Genomic DNA, 15545 nt, shown 5'->3' on the forward strand with positions numbered 1-15545 from the left:
AAGCGAACAAGCCCCACAAGGTTTCCGATGTTGTCTAGGCCCACCGTCAAGCATCAGCTGAGACCAGAACGTCAAACATCACCTGAGACTCGACACGGCCCTGAGGGCTTCGGCCGGTCTCACGATTCACCCAACTCCGCTGAGCACGTTGCACGAAAGGGAAGCAATGCACGAAGCGCACGTCCACGGCATAGGCCGGGCAGGCGGCACTCAGCCCGAGTGCAGCCCCGGAGGGTCGGAGACAGGGGGAGCCTGGGTGCTGAACGAGTCGGAACACGCGCTTCTGGTGGAGATCGCTTCGATGACCCGGCGTCTCTGCGAAGAGGTGGAGTACGTGCGCGCGGAGATCGCAGACCTCAGCGAATCTTGTGCCCCCGCCCCCGCTCCTCCTTCATCTCTGCGACGTCCTGCTTAAGTGCCTGGACTTCGGCGTTCAGCGTTCGCAACTGGTCGCGAATGGCGATCAGTGTTTCGGCATAGGGGCCGGTGGCTTCGGAGGGGTCTGGAGCCGCTGGCCCTTCGGTTTCCTTGGCTGCTTCGGGCCGCTTGGGGCTCTTGGCTTCAATGACCGCCACCACTCCCCCGTCCTGGGTGACGACGGCGTCGGCTACGTAGCTGCCGCGCCCTTGAACGGTGTAGATCAGCCCCTCGTCGCGCAAGACACGCAGCGCACTGCGGGCGGTCATGTTGGCGACGCCGAATCGCTCCTGTAGCTCCCGGTGCGAGGGGAGCTGTTCCCCCGGCTTGAGCCTGCCCGACTTGATCTCTTTCCGGATCTCGTCGGCGGCCTGCTGGTACGGCGGGCGCGTGTCGTGGGGCGGCGGCGTCATGGCTCAAGGGTAGCCCGGGTTAGCCCACCTATCACAGACAACCAGCAACCTCCCTCACTCCAGATAGCTAGTTCGCTTGACATAGCTAGATGAGAGTGGGTGTTCCGCCGGGCGATCCACCCCGGTGAACCAGAAGGGAAGTTGAGACATGGCGCGCATTCGCGTGGGGCTGCTGCCGTCCACGATGTTCCTGGTCGGCACGCTGCCGGTGCCGAAGATCGCGGACCAGGAGACGGGCAAGATCGCTACTGACCGTGACACGGGTGAGGACCTGTTCACGATGACGGTCTTCCTCATGGAAGACGGCCGCGCGGAGCAGATGAAGATCACTGTTCCGAAGTCGGGCCTGCCCGACGGGCTGAACCTGGGCGTCCCGGTCCGGCCGGTGGACCTGTTCGCCATCCCGTGGGCCCGAATCTTCAACGGACAGCTTTCCGACGGGATCGCCTACCGGGCTAGCTCGCTTGAGCTGGCCGGGGCTCCGCAGTTCGGGGAGGCGGGCCAGTGAGGGCGGTTGATCTGGTCGGGGTGGTCCTGGCCCTGAGTGTCATATGGGCGTTGTGGTGGGTGGTGCGCTATGTGCGGGCCGACCGGATGATGCGGGCGAGTATCCGTCAGGCGGTCCGGGTCCGGTTCGGCTGGCGGCGGCTGGCTCCGATGGCGGGCCTGTCGGTGCAGGACAAGACACCCCCGGCTGTGGTGATCTCACAGGGCGGGAAGGTGCCCAAGCCTCGGGTGATCATCCCCAAGGTCAAGGTCCGGCCGGACCGGTACGGGGTCGTGGTCCGGGCGACGTGTGTGCCGAAGGTGAGTCTGGCGGAGTTCCAGAAAGCGGCCCCGTACCTGGCGGACGCCTGGCGGTGTACTCGCGTTTCGGTGCTGCCCGACAAGCCGGGACAGCTCGTCGTGCGTGGTGTGCGCGTGGACCCGCTCATCGTGCCCACTGAGCACGTCCCGACGGGGGAAGTGCCGGAAGAGCTGGCCCGGTGGCACCTGGGGCTTGATGAGTATGCGCAGCCGATGAGCGTGGACCTGTCGGACGTTCCCGGCGTCACCGTCGCTGGTCTGCCCGGCTATGGGAAGACCTCGCTGGTCAACCGGTTCATCTGCGATACGGCGCCCTCGGCGGCGGTGCAGTTCGCCTTCGCCGACGGCAAGGTGACCTCGTCCCACGAGGGTGACTACGCGGATCTGGCTCAGCGGACGTTCGCCTTCGTCGGTGACGACCTGGCCGACGCCAACGCCCTGTTCAAGCGGCTGGTGGAGCTGCGGCGGGCTCGCTCGGCGTCCATCCGGGCTGTGCTCGGCGTCAAGAACATGTGGCACGTCGGGCCCTCGGACGCCTGGCCTCTGGTGGTGCTGGTGGTGGACGAAGCACACACGTACTTCCGCGATTACAAGGGCTCCGACCCGCAGACGAAGAAGCTCGCCGCGCTGGCTGCCGAGAACGCCCGGCTGGTTGAGGACCTGGTGAAGAAGGGCCGCAGCGTCGGCATGCTGGTGCTCATCGCCACGCAGAAGGCGACCGGGGACGCCATCCCCACCTTCATCCGGGATGTGTGTCCGGTGGGTCTGTCCTTCGCGCAGAAGACCGCTGAGGCTGCGGTGGTGGCCCTGGGTGAGGACATCCGCAACTGGCCGGACGCCAACCCGACCGCCCTCCAGGACCCGGCCTACGTCGGCGTGGCCTCCATGGCACACCAGGGCCGTCCGGGCTTCGCCCGCATCCGCACTCCGTACGTCGCCGATCGGGATACGGCGCGCATCGCCGCCGACACCGCGCACCTGACCCGTGACCCGGCCGAACTCCTCGAAGCGCTGACCGGTCCGAACGTCCTGCTGCGGGACCGACTCAGCAAGGACGACGGCGCGGAAGCGGCCTGACCCCTCGTCCTCGACCCGACGACCCGTCGAAAGGAGGTGACTTCCCTATGGCAGAGGATCGGATCACGCAGCGCACGGTGATCGTGGTCATGGGCGTCATCGCCTGCCTGGCGTTCGTGTTCTCGTTCGGCAACGTCTGGGCGCTGGCGCTGCGTCTCGGCGTCCCCGGGCCCATCGCTCCGTTGATCGCCCCGATGGTCGACCTGTCGGTGACCGGTCTCCTGGTGGCTCTCTGGTACCTGTCCCTGCGCGGTGTTCCCGCCGCTCAGCTCAAGGGCGCCACGCGCCTGATGCACCTGTCCGGGCTGCTGACGCTGGCCCTCAACATCGCCGAACCCCTCGCCGCCGGGCACTACGGGCGCGCTGCCGTGGACACCGTGGCGCCCGTGCTCCTCCTCGGCTGGGGAGCGGTCGGCCCGCAACTCCTGCGCCACCTCCACGCCGCAACTCGGCCGGCGCCGGTCGTCGAACCGGCTGCGGAGCCCACATCGACCGCGGCCCCGGCTCCTGCTCCTGCTCCTGCTCCTGCTCCGCCAGAAGCACCCACCCAGCCGAAGGAAACCGGCGTCGCGGTGCCCGAGCCGCTGATGGACGCGGCCCGCTCCATCGCCGCCGCCTACCTGTCCGAACACGGCCGACCGATCACGGCCGGACAGTTGCGCACCCGGCTCGGCGTCGCGCTGCCGCTGGCCACTGCCGCACACGCACAACTCACCGCCTGACAAACCTTCCGGCGCTCCCTCTCCTCCCCTGCCCCGACCGGGCGCGGTCCGTCATGCCCCGGGCCGCGCCCCGGTCCTCCCCTGGGCCGCCCAGGGCCCGTGAAAGGACACACCTTCTCCGTGAACGACCGTCCGTCCCTGCGCCACCTGGCGAGCCTGGCCCTTCGAGATCTGATCGACCTTGCCCAGCGGCCGGACTTCGACCGCGTGGAAGAACAGATTCGCCGAGTCCGCGGCTGCACCCACCCGGTCAACCTCGTCGGCCAAACAGCCACCCTCGACGCCGACACCCACACCATCCTGCGCTCGTACTCGACGGCCGACGAACCGACCGGACGCCTGCTGACCGCCTGCGGTAACCGCCGTGCCTCGCGCTGCCCGTCCTGCTCACGCCTCTACGCGGCCGACACCTACCACCTGGTCAAGGCCGGACTGTCCGGCGGCAAGACCGTGCCCGAGACCGTCCGCGAACACCCCCGCGTCTTCGCCACCCTCACCGCCCCCTCGTTCGGACCGGTGCACAACCGCTGCACCACCGACGCGGGCAAGGCCCTGCCCTGCCGCTGCGGTACCGTCCACACCACCGACGCCCCAGAGCTGGGCACACCGCTGATCCCGGCCACCTACGACTACTCCGGCGCCGTGCTGTGGAACGCCCATGCCGGAGCCCTGTGGGCTCGCTTCACCACCTACCTGCGCCGCGAGCTGGCCGCCCACCTGGGCATGACGCAAAAGGCGCTGAACGCAGCGCTCAAGGTTTCCTTCGCCAAGGTCGCCGAGTACCAGAAGCGCGGCCTGGTCCACTTCCACGCCGTGATCCGCCTCGACGGTCCCGACGGCCACACCGACGCACCACCGACCTGGGCCACCACCGACGCACTCACCCACGCGATCGCCAACGCAGCCCAACGCTGCGTACTCACGATCTCCTCCGACGCCATCGGAGAACGCGAACTGCGCTGGGGTACCCAGCTCGACATCCGGGAGATCGCCGCCCTCGGCGACGGCGAACTCACCGATCAGAAAGTCGCCGCCTACGTCGCCAAGTACGCCACCAAGAGCGCTGAAGCCTCCGGCACCGTCGACCGGCCGTTGCGCTGCCGCCACTGCACCGGACACGGCTACGTCACCGGCCCGGACGGCTTCCACGACCTGTGCGACACCTGCGACGGCACCGGCCAGTCCGAACCCATCGCCCTGCTGCCCGTGCACCGCCACGCACGCCAGATGATCCGCACCGCCTGGGCCCTCGGCCACCTGCCGGAATTCGCAGACCTCAAGCTCTGGCGCTGGGCCCACATGCTCGGCTTCCGAGGCCACTTCTCCAGCAAATCCCGCCGCTACTCCACCACCCTCGGCGCCCTCCGCGACACCCGCCGCACCTGGCGGGCGGCACAGGCACAACCGGCCGGCGCACCCCCGGAAACCGAGGACGACGAAACCACCCTCGTCATCTCCCACTGGAAGTACCTGGCCTCCGGCTACAGCCCCGGCGAAGAACTCATCGCCGCCCAAGCCCGCCACGACATCGCCCAAGCCCGCGACGAAGACCAACGCCGCAAAACGGAAGGAGACCCGTGGCTGTGACTACCGGACTGCTCAACGTCGACCAAGTCGCCGCCCGACTCCAAGTGAGCCGCTGGACGGTCTACAACCTGATCCGCTCCCGCGAACTGGCCTCCTTCACCATCGGCCGCTGCCGCCGCATCGCCGAGTCAGCACTGCACGACTACATCGCACGACAGACCGAACGAGAGGCTGCCTGATGGCCAAGGCCAAGAGGAACGTCAACGGGGAAGGCACCATCGTCCAGCGCAGAGACGGCCGTTGGCAGGGAGCCGCCTACGTCCTGACCGCCGACGGCACGTACAAGCGGCGCTTCGTCTACGGGAAGACCTGGGACGACGCGCACGACAAGCTGACCAGGCTCAAGGCCGACTCGCACAGCGGGATGCCCGTAGCGACCTCCACACTCAGCGTCGGCGAGTACATGACCTACTGGCTCACCCAGGTCGCCCGCCTCAAGGTCCGGGCGACTACGTACGTCACGTACGAACTGCTTGTGCGCAACTACATCCTTCCGGGGCTGGGGAAGAAGAAACTGATCCGTCTCACCGCGCGCGACATTCGTTCGTTCCTTGCCTCGACAGCGCGTACCTGCCAGTGCTGTGCCCAGGGCAAGGACAAGGCCCGGCCGGAGCACAAGCGCCGTTGCTGCGCTCTGCGGAAGTGCTGCAAGAAGCTCCCGTCAGACAGAACGGTGCGTTTCCTCCTGGTGCTCCTCCGGAGCGCTCTTCAGCACGCCGTGCGCGAGGACGAGATCCCCCGGAACGTCGCCAAGAATGTGGAGCTGGGCATGGGAACGAAGCGCGAAATTGAGCCGCTGACAGTGCAGGAAGGGCGACAGCTCTTGGCAGCGGCCCGGGGCTCCCGGCTGTGGGCGGTATACGAACTCGCAGTGCGCGTCGGCCTGCGGCGCGGGGAAATACTCGGGCTGCGCTGGCGGGATGTGGACCTGCACGAGGGTGTGATCACGGTCCGGCAGACACTTCAGCGTGTCAGCGGAGAACTGCTCTTCAGCGCCCCGAAGACTCAGCGCTCGGCGCGGCGGGTGGCGTTGCCTGCCGAGTGCGTTGCGGCTCTCCGCGCACGCCGTGCCGAACAGCAGGGCGACCGGCGCGCGGCCGGTGAGCAGTGGCTGGGAGCTGGAAGTGACCTCGTCTTCACGACGAAGAAGGGGACCCCGATCGAGCCACGCAACCTGAACCGGTCCTTCACCGCGCTGTGCGACCGGGCCAAGGTGCGTCACGTCCGCTTCCACGATCTCCGGCACACCTGCGCGTCACTCCTCCACGAGCAGGGCGCAGACGCGCGGATGATCATGGAAGTTCTGGGGCACAGCTCGATCCGCGTGACGATGGACGTCTACACGTTCGTGCGGCTCGACTCCCAGCGGTCCGCCTTCGACCGTGTGGGCGACGCCCTGCGCGACATCAACGAGGGTGACGACGACGACGGAACCAGCAGCGTTCCCGTCGTGATCTGATCGCCCGCTCGGCGGTTGATGTCAACGTTGATGTCAACGCCAACGCCAGAGGCCCCTTCCAATGCTTGGAAGGGGCCTCTCACCTGCTGCGCGCTCGGCAGGATTCGAACCTGCAACCTTCTGATCCGTAGTCAGATGCTCTATCCGTTAAGCTACGAGCGCTTGCTGTCCGGCGGTTTTTCTTGCCGGTCGGCGTTGCGGGAACAACATTACATGACCTGCGGTCCCAGGCGAAATCCATTGTCCGAACCCGCACTGACCTGCGGAAACGTATCCACGAGGGGTTTTGGGACGGAGTGGGTCCACGGTGGTCCCGATCGGACGCCACAGAGGCTCGGGGCCGCGAAGGCGCCGGGAGACTGCCCCGGAACGAGTGAAGCCCCGGACGGGCCGGGGCTTCGGTGATCTTGAGATCCGTATGCAAGGACGGATCCGTAGACCTCAAGCGGAGGCTGAGGGATTTGAACCCTCGATCAGGGGGTTACCCCGAAACCGCATTAGCAGTGCGGCGCCATAGACCAGACTAGGCGAAGCCTCCAGACACACTCCGAGCGCCCGCAGGCGCGACAAAGTGTGTGCTGATGATGGCACAACCCTGGGGGCTGTCTCCAATCGGCTCCCACCGTACTCGGTCCGCGGACCCCTGGGCAAAGCACTTCGGCGGCCGCCGGGACTGAGGGCGCGGACGGCCCTGCCGCGCGCCCCGTGCCCGCGGTGCGCCCATCCGGGCCGGGTGGTGCGCCCATCCGGGGTGCGGCCGGGGTCCGGACGGGTCCGTCCGCGCAACGGCGCGCCGGAAGCGACGTTGAACACGGCGGGGGCGTACTCGCGGCGCCCCCGTCCCCTCGCCCTCGCGGAGCCGCCCCGTCCGGCCGGGCGGGAGCGCTCCCGACCTCTGGAGCCAACCATGCCGCGCCGCACCGCCCCCGTACTCCTGCGCATCCGCCCCCTTCTCACCCTCACCGCGGTCACCTCGGCGACAGCCGGACTGCTCGCCCTGCTCGGGGCGCCCGAGGCGTCCGCTGCGGGTCGGGCAGCCGTCCCCGCGGCCGCTCCCGGCGAAGCCGCGGCAACTGTGTCTCCCGCGGAACAGCGGCCGGCCGACAAACTGACCTTCACCGTGACCCGCAGCGGGCGGGCCGCGCGGGACGGGTCGTACACCCTGCGCTGCCGTCCCGCGGGCGGCGGGCACCCCACGCCGGGCCGGGCCTGCGCCGCGCTGGACCGGGTGGCTTCGGGGGGCAGCGACCCGTTCGCTCCCGTGCCGGGGGACGCGGTCTGCACGATGATCTACGGCGGTCCCGCGCAGGCCCGTGTGACGGGCACCTGGCACGGGCGGAAGGTCGACGCCCGGTTCCGTCGGACCAACGGCTGCGAGGTGGCCCGGTGGAACCGCCTCGTTCCGGCACTGCCCCGGACCTCCTTCTGACCCTCTCCTGATCTTCTTCGGATCTCCTCCTGTCCTTCTCTCTTCCTTCCTCTCCTTCCTCTCCTTCCTCTCGCACCCCCGGTCTTCGTCTGCCGATCCGGCCTCGGCCCTGTCCATCCCGCCGCCCGCCCCCGCACCTTCGAGCGCAAAGGGTCCAGGTACGGACAAACACCCCTCCACCCGGATGCCGAGCGGAACATGTAATTCCGCACCACCGAAGGGGGCTCGGACACGCCCCGCCCGAAGCCACGGGCAGCAGCCGCGAAGCAGCCACGGGCAGCGGCCGGAAGGCGCCCCGGGCTGCGGCCGGAAGCGGCCTTGACGGAGGCCCGACAGGAGCCCTCGACGGAAGTCCGGAAGCGCGTTCCGGTGGTGTTCGGCGTACTCACCTCCGTGCCCCGCCTGTTGGGCACGGACCGCCCGGAGGGCGGCCGCCCAGGCCCCCGTACCAGGTGGCCTCTCCCCCATCCGGCGCCGCGCCCGAAAGGGTGGCCCGTAGACTCCCCCTAGTGACACGCCCGGGGTGAACGGCAGACTGGCAGCCGTGACCTGATCGGACCAACTGGGAAGAAACGGGCGGAAGGTCACGCGCACCTGAGGTCAGCAGGAGGGAATTGTCGCCGTGAGCAGCAGGCCATCCCGAGGCGCTGCTCGCCTCGCCGCCATACTCGACGCACTGCCCGACGCGCTGCTCCTGGTGAACTGCAACGGCACGGTGGTGAACGCCAACGCCATCGCACTGGAGACCCTGGAGACGCCCGGCACGGCGCTCGTGGGGCGCGGGCTGCTGGATCTGCTGCCCGAGTTCGACTCGAAGCGCATCCCGGGTTCGATGCGGCGCCCGGACGAGGCCGAACAGGGCCAGGGGCCGCAGAAGCCGACCCGGATGGTGGCGCGGCGTACCGACGGCAGCGAGTTCCCCGTCGAGGTGACCAGCGCGAACCTGGAGGACGGCCGGACGCCCTACGCCTCCGCGATCGAAGCCGCCTTCGCCGACAATCCGGGCGGCGGGTACACCGGCGACGAACTGCTGATGCTCGTCGTACGCGACCTCACCGGCACCCTCGACACCGAGGCCGAACTGGCGCGCCAGCAGCGTCAGACGGAGATGATCCTGCGTGCCGCCTCGGAGGGCGTCGTGGGGGTGGACTCCGAGGGCCGGGTGGTGCTCGTCAACCCGTCGGCGGCGCAGATCCTCGGCTACCGCGCCAGCGACCTGGGCGGCCAGGAACTGCACCCCCTCGTGCACCACTCGCGCCCCGACGGCAGCCCGCTGCCGTTCGAGGAGACCCCGTTGGCGGACAGCCTGCGCTCGGGGCGCAAGCACCGGGTGCGGGCCGGGCAGGTGCTGTGGGCGAAGGACGGTCGCGCGGTGCCGGTCGACATGACGACGGCGCCGGTGCGGGACGGCGAGCAGTTGGTCGGCGCGGTGCTGACGTTCACCGACCGCCGCCCCTACGACGCGGTCGCGGGGCGGCAGGCGCAGTTGCGGGCCGTGCTGGAGGAGTCGCTGCGCGGACCGCTGGAACAGCTCCGCCAGGAGCTGTCGGGGCTGTCGTCCGACCCGGCGGCGCAGCTGTGGCCGGAGGCGAACCAGATCCTCCACCATCTGTCGGCGGGCTATGCCCGGATGACGACGCTGGTCGACAACGTGCTCGGCTACCAGCGGCTGGATTCCGGCCAGGAGCAGCTGCGGACCGAGCCGGTGCCGATGGACGCAGTGGTCTCGGCCGGCGTCGAGGGCGCCACGGAACTCATCGGTCCGGGGCGCGCGCAGTTCGCCGTGCACGCCCCGCCGATCGAGGCCGAGGTCGACCCCGAACGGCTCGCGGTGGCACTGGCGCACCTGATCGCGGACGTGGCGGGCGTGGACGCGACAGGTCGTGCGCAGGTCGCGCCGCCGCCCGGCGCCGACCCGACGATCGTGGTCGCGGCGGCGCAGCGGGGCGAGGTGGTCCGCATCGAGGTGCGCGGCCCGTACAGCGGTGGCAGTCCGGTGCACGAACCGCTGGTGCGCGGCATCGTCACCCGGCACGGCGGCGTCCTGCAGACCCACGAGGTACCAGGTGCGGCGGGCGGCAGCGCGTACGTGCTGGAGGTCCCGGTCAAGGCGGTCGGCAACACGGCCAGGCAGTCCGGCAGCCGCGCCCGCAGGGGCGGCCTGACCGACACGGACGGGACCGGCACAGGCGACAGCCAGAGCGGCACATCCGGTGCGGGCCGCGCGGCAGGCGGCGGTTACACGGGGGTCGACGACTCGACCGGCGGCGGTGACCGCAGCCATGCACGTACGGGCAGCCACGCGCGGGGCGGCGGCCGTGCCCACGGGGGCGCCTCGCAGAGCGGCGAGGCCGGCGCCTTCGGAGTGCCCAGTGTGCTGCCCGGTGCGGAGCACGGCGAGACGACGGTCATGCCGGTACCGGCGGCCCCGGCGCGGGGTGTCGTGGAGCAGGCGCCGGGGGGCACAGCCCGAAGCAGCCCCCCGACCGCCCTCCCGGCACCGGTCGAGCGCCCCGAGGCGGAGGGCCAGGGCCAGGGCCAGGGCCAGGGCCAGGGCCAGGGCGACGGTACGTCGGCGGCGGCGCTGGAGCCGGTGTCCGATCCGCGGCAGGCGCGAATCGGGCTCGCCCAGGTGCCGGACCCGCGACAGAGCACGGAACTCACCGTCGGCCCGGGTCCGTCCGCGCCCGGCGGGGACCCGGGCGACCCTTCCGGGGCCGTGCCGCCCGCGCTGGGCCCCGCACCCTCCCCCGGGGGCGCCCGGCCGGACGGCGGGAGCGCACCACCGGGCGCCGGGGGCGCGCTGTCCGATGCCGGGGGCACTTCCGGAGCCGGGCCCGTGGAGGGCCCGTCGGCGGTGCCCGGCCGTCCGGTCGCGCCGGTGCCCGCGCAGCGCCCGCACCAGGAGGACCCCCACGACGACGGCTCCGGCACGACCCCTGACATGCCCCGGCCCACCGGGCGGCGGCGGGGACGCCCGAGTCCGGCGGAGGAACAGCTCGCACAGGCGCCCTACGAGGGCGAGGCGGGCCCCGGCGGCGGATCCGGAGCGCTCGAACTGCCCGCGGGCGCCCCGAGCGGCAGCGCGCCCGTGCCGGTGGCAGCGCAGGGGACCGGTCGGCGCGCCCGGCGTGCGCTGGGTGAGCGCCCGGAGACCGCTCACGGCCCGCAAGGTGTTGCAGGGGCGCAGGTCGCGGCAGAGGCTGGTGCCGCGGTGCCCGAACTGCCGGGACAGCCCGGCCCGCAGGACACGGGCGGCGCCGGAGCCGAAGAGACGGCGGGCGGTCCGGGGCTCGCACCGGCCGACGGCGGGCGCAGGGCACGGCGCATCGCGGCGGCCCGCGCGCGGGCGGAGGCGGCGGAGGCCGAGGCCCAGCAGGCTCCGCGCCACGCGCCGTTCGCACTCCCTCCGGCCGCCTCGGAGGAGGGCCCCGCGTCCCCGGTCCAGGGTCCAGGTGCCGAACCCGGAGCCGGTTCCGAACCCGGAGCCGGTTCCGGCGCCGACGCGGGCGCTGGCGACGGTTCCGGCGCCGGTCAGTCGCCCTCGGGAGCCCCGGCGGAAGCCGCGGGCGGCGGCGCCACTCCCCCTCCCGGCTCGCTCCCGGGTCTCTCCGGCACGGCCCCGGGGCCGCCGGTCCCGGGGCCGCTCCCGGTGCCCGGTGCAGAGCAGGAGGCTGCGGCGGACGATCCGGCGTACGCCCCGTATCCGGCGCCCCCCACGCCCAACGGCGCCGGTCCGGGCGCGCCGCCCCCGGCGGCCGCACCCGGCATGTGGACGGCTCCGGGAACCGGCGCCCCGCAAGCCGCGGGCCCGAATACCGCAGGCCCGCAAGCCGCGGGTCTGGAAGCCGCAGGCCGCGACGGAAGCGTGCCCCCTTCCGGAGACATGCCCGCGGACGGAAACGTGCCCTCCGGCGGAACGCCGGACAGGGGTGAAGCAGCACACACCCCGGACCCGCGCGAGGAGAGCGGTGAACCGCGGCGCGGGGACTCCTCGGTGGTCGCCGCCAGCCCGATCCTGGGCGGCGGGGCGCTCCCGGACCAGCAGCAGACGCGGGCGCAGCAGGCGCACGCGCCCTTTGCCCCGCCGGAGCAGGGACAGCCGGGCGAGACGGGCTCCTACGAGACCGGCCCGGGCCCCCGCGTGCGGACGCTGGGGCAGGGGGTCCCGTTCGCCGAGCGGATGGCGGAGCAGTCCGCGGCCCAGGCCCAGCAGTGGCCATCGGCGCAGCATTCGACGCCGTCGGCCATGTCGGCCATACCGTCCACCCCGTCGACCCCCGCACCGCCGGCCGGGTCCGGCCGCCGCCGGAAGCTGGCCACTCCGGAGGAACGCACCCAGGGCAACACCTCGCCCGGTCCCCAGGGGGGCGCTCCGACGGGCGCGCCCCAGACCGGCGGCCCGACCGGCGCACCGCAGGGCGGTGCCGGCCCGTCGACGGAGGCCCCGCACGGGCTGCCCCGTCCGGATGCGGCTCCCGGTCAGGGCCGGTCCTTGCCGGGGCTGCCGGGACAGGCGCCGGGACAGGGACAGCCGCAGGCCCAGGCACCGGGACAGGCGCACGCGCAGCCGCACGGGCAAGCACCGCAGGGACAGCCCGGCGCGATGCCGGGGCCGATGCCGCTGCCGCAGCCCGAGGAAGGTCCTCCGGGAGCCGCCGGTGCCCCGGCGTCCGCTCGGCCCGGCCCGGGCCGGATCCATGGGCAGAGCCAGGGCGGACAGGCGCAGGGCAGGCACGGCGGTCCCCAGGAGTTCGCGGTCGGCGGCCCCGACGGCGGGTCCGGCGCGGAACTGGCGGAGGGGCCGGAACCGCTGGACGGCCCGGACAGCCCTGTCGAGGTGACGGACGGGCGGGGCTTCGGCGTACCGCCGCACGCCCTGGACGACGAACTGCCGCCCGAGCCGCTCGACAACCCGCGGCGGCTGCTGGTCTGGCCGGAGCCGGACGTCTCCACCCAGCAGGCGCTCTCGGACCGCGGCTACCGTCCCGTCCTGGTGCACTCGCGCGAGGAGGTGGACGCGCAGATCGCCGCCTATCCGGCCGCACTGTTCGTCGACCCGCTGACCGGACCGATCACCAGGACTGCGCTGCAGTCGCTGCGTACGGCGGCAGTGGCTGCCGAGGTGCCGGTACTGGTGACGGCCGGGCTGGGCCAGGCCACCCGGGAGGCAGCCTACGGCGCCGACCCCGCGGTGCTGTTGAAGGCGCTCGCGCCGCGCGACAGCGAGCAGCATCCGCCCCGGGTGCTGCTGGTGGAGGAGGAGCAGGCGATCGCGGCGGCCTTCGCGGCGACCCTGGAGCGGCGCGGCATGCAGGTCGCGCACGCGCCGACGGACGCGGAAGCGGTGCAGGTCGCCGCCCAGGTCCGGCCGAACCTCGTGGTGATGGATCTGATGCAGGTGCGGCGTCGGCGGGCCGGCATCATCGACTGGCTCCGGGTGAACGGGATACTCAACCGGACTCCGTTCGTCGTCTACACCTCGGCCGGTCTGGACCCCGACGAACTGCCGCGGCTGGCCTCGGGCGAGACGGTGCTGTTCCTGGCCGAGCGCTCGACCAGCGCGGAGGTGCAGGCGCGGATCGTCGACCTGCTGACGAAGATCGGCGCGAACTGACCCACGGGGTCGGCCCGAACCGACCCACCGGGGGCGCCCGGAGGCCGGCCCCGGGGACCTCGGCACCGCCCCGGACGCCATACGTCGGCGCGCCCTCGGCGGGCGCGCCGACGGGGCTCGGCGCGGATGGCTGCTCCGCGCTCAGCGCAGTCTGGTCACCTTCAGCTCGCCCGCCGCGTACTGGCGGCGCAGCACCTTCTTGTCGAACTTGCCCACGCTCGTCTTGGGTACGGCGTCGAGCGTGACCCAGCGTTCGGGAAGCTGCCAGCGGGCGATGGTCGTGCCGAGGAAGGTGCACAGCTCCTCGTAGGGCAGCGGTTCGCAGCCCTCTCTGAAGACGACGCCGGCCAGCGGGCGTTCGCCCCACTTCTCGTCGGTGACGGCGACGACGGCGGCCTCGGCGACCGCCTCGTGCGCCATCAGCGCGTTCTCCAGCTCGACGGAGGAGATCCACTCGCCGCCGGACTTGATCACGTCCTTGGCGCGGTCGGTGAGCGTCAGATAGCCGTCCGGGCTGATGACGCCGACGTCGCCGGTGCGCAGCCAGCCGTCCGGGCTGAACTTCTCCTCGGGGCGCAGCGGCGGCTCTCCCACGCCGCCGAAGTAGGCGTCGGCGATCCAGGGGCCGCGTACCTCCAGCTCGCCGGGCGAGGAGCCGTCCCAGGGGGCGAAGCCGCCGCCCGGAGCGGCCAGGCGGGCCTCCACTCCGGCGGGGAAGCGGCCCTGGGTGACCCGGTAGGGCCACTCCTCCTCGGGGGTGAGGCCGCCCGGCGGGTGGGCGAGGCTGCCCAGCGGGGAGGTCTCGGTCATCCCCCAGGCGTGGCAGACCCGGACGCCGTGCAGGTCCTCGAAGGCCCGCATCATGCTCCGCGGGCAGGCGGAGCCGCCGATGGTGACGGTCTTCAGGCTGGAGATGTCGCGCGGGGTGGCGGCGAGCTCGTCCAGCAGTCCCTGCCAGATGACGGGGACGGCTGCGGCGTGGGTGGGCCGCTCCGCGGCGATCATCTCGGCGATCGGTCCGGGCTGCAGGAAACGGTCGGGCATGAGCATGCTGACGCCGGTCATGAAGACCGCGTGCGGCAGCCCCCAGGCGTTGACGTGGAACATCGGCACTACCGGGAGCGTGGTGTCGGCAGTGGTGAGTCCCATCGACTCGGCCATGTTGACCTGCATGGAGTGCAGGTAGACGGAGCGGTGCGAGTAGACGACGCCTTTGGGGTCGCCGGTGGTGCCGGAGGTGTAGCACATGGCCGCCGCCGTGCGCTCGTCCAGCTCGGGCCAGTCGTAGACGGTCGGACGCCCGGCGAGCAGTTCCTCGTAGTCGTGCACCTGGGCGGCGCAGTCGGCCAGCACCGAGGTGTCGCCCGGACCCACGACCACTATGTGCTCGACGGTCTCCAGCCGGGGCAGCAGCGGCGCCAGCAGCGGAAGCAGGGTTCCGTTGACCAGGATGACGCGGTCGGCCGCGTGGTTGACGATGAAGACGAGCTGCTCGGCGGGCAGCCGCAGGTTGAGCGTGTGGAGCACGCCTCCCATGGAGGGAATCGCGAAGTACGCCTCCACATGGTGCGAATTGTTCCACATGAGAGTTGCGACCCGGTCCTCCGGTCGCACCCCCAGTGCGTCCCGCAGGGCGTGGGCGAGCTGCGCGGCGCGCTCCCCGGTGGCCCGGAAGGTCGTGCGGTGCGGCTCGGCCTCGCCGGTCCACGTGGTGATCCGCGCGTCCCCGTGGACGGTCATTCCGTGGCGCAGGATGCGCGAGATGGTCAGCGGTACGTCGTCCTGCATCGTGCTCAGCACCGGGGCCTCCCCATGGGCGGTGGATACGCGGAGCGGACACATGCCGTGCGGTGCACGCCCAAGTGCGCTCACGCAGGGAAGCGGTTACGCACGGGTGTGGACTTACGCACGGGTAATGCGTCGGTTTCGCGGAAGCCTGCCACCGACCGCTCGGTATGTCACGGGGTCCTGTGCGGATCCGTCGCCGATTCCCGGATCGCGGACCCGCCGCCGGCTC

At 71.6% G+C, this 15545-nt stretch carries 10 protein-coding genes and 2 tRNA genes; 8 read left to right on the forward strand and 4 right to left on the reverse strand.

Going from position 1 to position 15545, the window contains the following annotated elements; genetic code table 11:
* Positions 1-356: 356 nt before the first annotated feature.
* Entirely contained in the window at positions 357-830 is a 474-nt protein-coding gene (locus ACFYNS_RS15710; RefSeq protein ID WP_360293280.1) for a GntR family transcriptional regulator, read from the reverse strand.
* A 148-nt stretch (positions 831-978) separates the two neighbouring features.
* Here ACFYNS_RS15710 and ACFYNS_RS15715 point away from each other — a divergent pair, with 148 nt between their 5' ends.
* From ACFYNS_RS15715 to xerC, 6 genes are all read left to right on the forward strand, one after another.
* Complete coding sequence (locus ACFYNS_RS15715; protein ID WP_360293283.1) at positions 979-1338, forward strand: hypothetical protein; 360 nt, start codon at positions 979-981, stop codon at positions 1336-1338.
* Complete coding sequence (locus ACFYNS_RS15720; protein ID WP_388603287.1) at positions 1335-2714, forward strand: FtsK/SpoIIIE domain-containing protein; 1380 nt, start codon at positions 1335-1337, stop codon at positions 2712-2714. Before ACFYNS_RS15715 ends, ACFYNS_RS15720 begins: the two co-directional genes overlap by 4 nt.
* A gap of 47 nt (positions 2715-2761) precedes the next feature.
* Positions 2762-3436 carry a DUF2637 domain-containing protein gene (locus ACFYNS_RS15725; RefSeq protein WP_360293289.1) on the forward strand — a complete coding sequence of 225 codons (675 nt, stop codon included), beginning with the start codon at positions 2762-2764 and terminating at the stop codon, positions 3434-3436.
* 120 nt (positions 3437-3556) lie between these two features.
* Complete coding sequence (locus ACFYNS_RS15730; protein WP_360293291.1) at positions 3557-5023, forward strand: replication initiator; 1467 nt, start codon at positions 3557-3559, stop codon at positions 5021-5023.
* On the forward strand, positions 5014-5202 hold the full coding sequence (locus ACFYNS_RS15735) for a helix-turn-helix domain-containing protein (RefSeq protein ID WP_106428718.1): 189 nt from the start codon (positions 5014-5016) through the stop codon (positions 5200-5202). The genes ACFYNS_RS15730 and ACFYNS_RS15735 overlap by 10 nt, the downstream gene beginning before the upstream one ends.
* Positions 5202-6482, forward strand: a complete 1281-nt coding sequence (gene xerC / locus ACFYNS_RS15740; RefSeq protein ID WP_388603290.1) for a tyrosine recombinase XerC — start codon at positions 5202-5204, stop codon at positions 6480-6482. Before ACFYNS_RS15735 ends, xerC begins: the two co-directional genes overlap by 1 nt.
* An 89-nt stretch (positions 6483-6571) precedes the next feature.
* Here the strand turns inward: xerC and ACFYNS_RS15745 are convergent.
* Together ACFYNS_RS15745 and ACFYNS_RS15750 are read right to left on the reverse strand one after the other, a co-directional pair.
* A tRNA-Arg gene (locus tag ACFYNS_RS15745) sits at positions 6572-6644 on the reverse strand.
* A gap of 284 nt (positions 6645-6928) precedes the next feature.
* A tRNA-Ser gene (locus ACFYNS_RS15750) sits at positions 6929-7020 on the reverse strand.
* 369 nt (positions 7021-7389) lie between these two features.
* Between ACFYNS_RS15750 and ACFYNS_RS15755 the strand changes: the two genes are divergently transcribed.
* Together ACFYNS_RS15755 and ACFYNS_RS15760 are read left to right on the forward strand one after the other, a co-directional pair.
* Positions 7390-7911, forward strand: a complete 522-nt coding sequence (locus ACFYNS_RS15755; protein ID WP_388603292.1) for an SSI family serine proteinase inhibitor — start codon at positions 7390-7392, stop codon at positions 7909-7911.
* A gap of 622 nt (positions 7912-8533) precedes the next feature.
* Positions 8534-13528, forward strand: coding sequence for a PAS domain-containing protein (locus ACFYNS_RS15760; RefSeq protein ID WP_388603294.1), 4995 nt, complete (start codon positions 8534-8536; stop codon positions 13526-13528).
* Between the two features lie 141 nt (positions 13529-13669).
* Here ACFYNS_RS15760 and ACFYNS_RS15765 read toward each other — a convergent pair whose 3' ends face one another.
* A complete protein-coding gene (locus ACFYNS_RS15765; protein WP_388603297.1) occupies positions 13670-15328 on the reverse strand; it encodes a long-chain fatty acid--CoA ligase in 1659 nt (552 codons plus the stop codon).
* Between the last annotated feature and the right edge of the window lie 217 nt (positions 15329-15545).

The organism is Streptomyces sp. NPDC006925, assembly GCF_042869575.1.
Lineage (GTDB): Bacteria > Actinomycetota > Actinomycetes > Streptomycetales > Streptomycetaceae > Streptomyces.

Coding starts and splice junctions, on each gene's coding strand:
- xerC (WP_388603290.1), top strand. CDS start 5,202: ATGGCCAAGGCCAAGAGGAACGTCAACGGGGAAGGCACCATCGTCCAG.
- ACFYNS_RS15715 (WP_360293283.1), top strand. CDS start 979: ATGGCGCGCATTCGCGTGGGGCTGCTGCCGTCCACGATGTTCCTGGTC.
- ACFYNS_RS15755 (WP_388603292.1), top strand. CDS start 7,390: ATGCCGCGCCGCACCGCCCCCGTACTCCTGCGCATCCGCCCCCTTCTC.
- ACFYNS_RS15710 (WP_360293280.1), bottom strand. CDS start 830: ATGACGCCGCCGCCCCACGACACGCGCCCGCCGTACCAGCAGGCCGCC.
- ACFYNS_RS15725 (WP_360293289.1), top strand. CDS start 2,762: ATGGCAGAGGATCGGATCACGCAGCGCACGGTGATCGTGGTCATGGGC.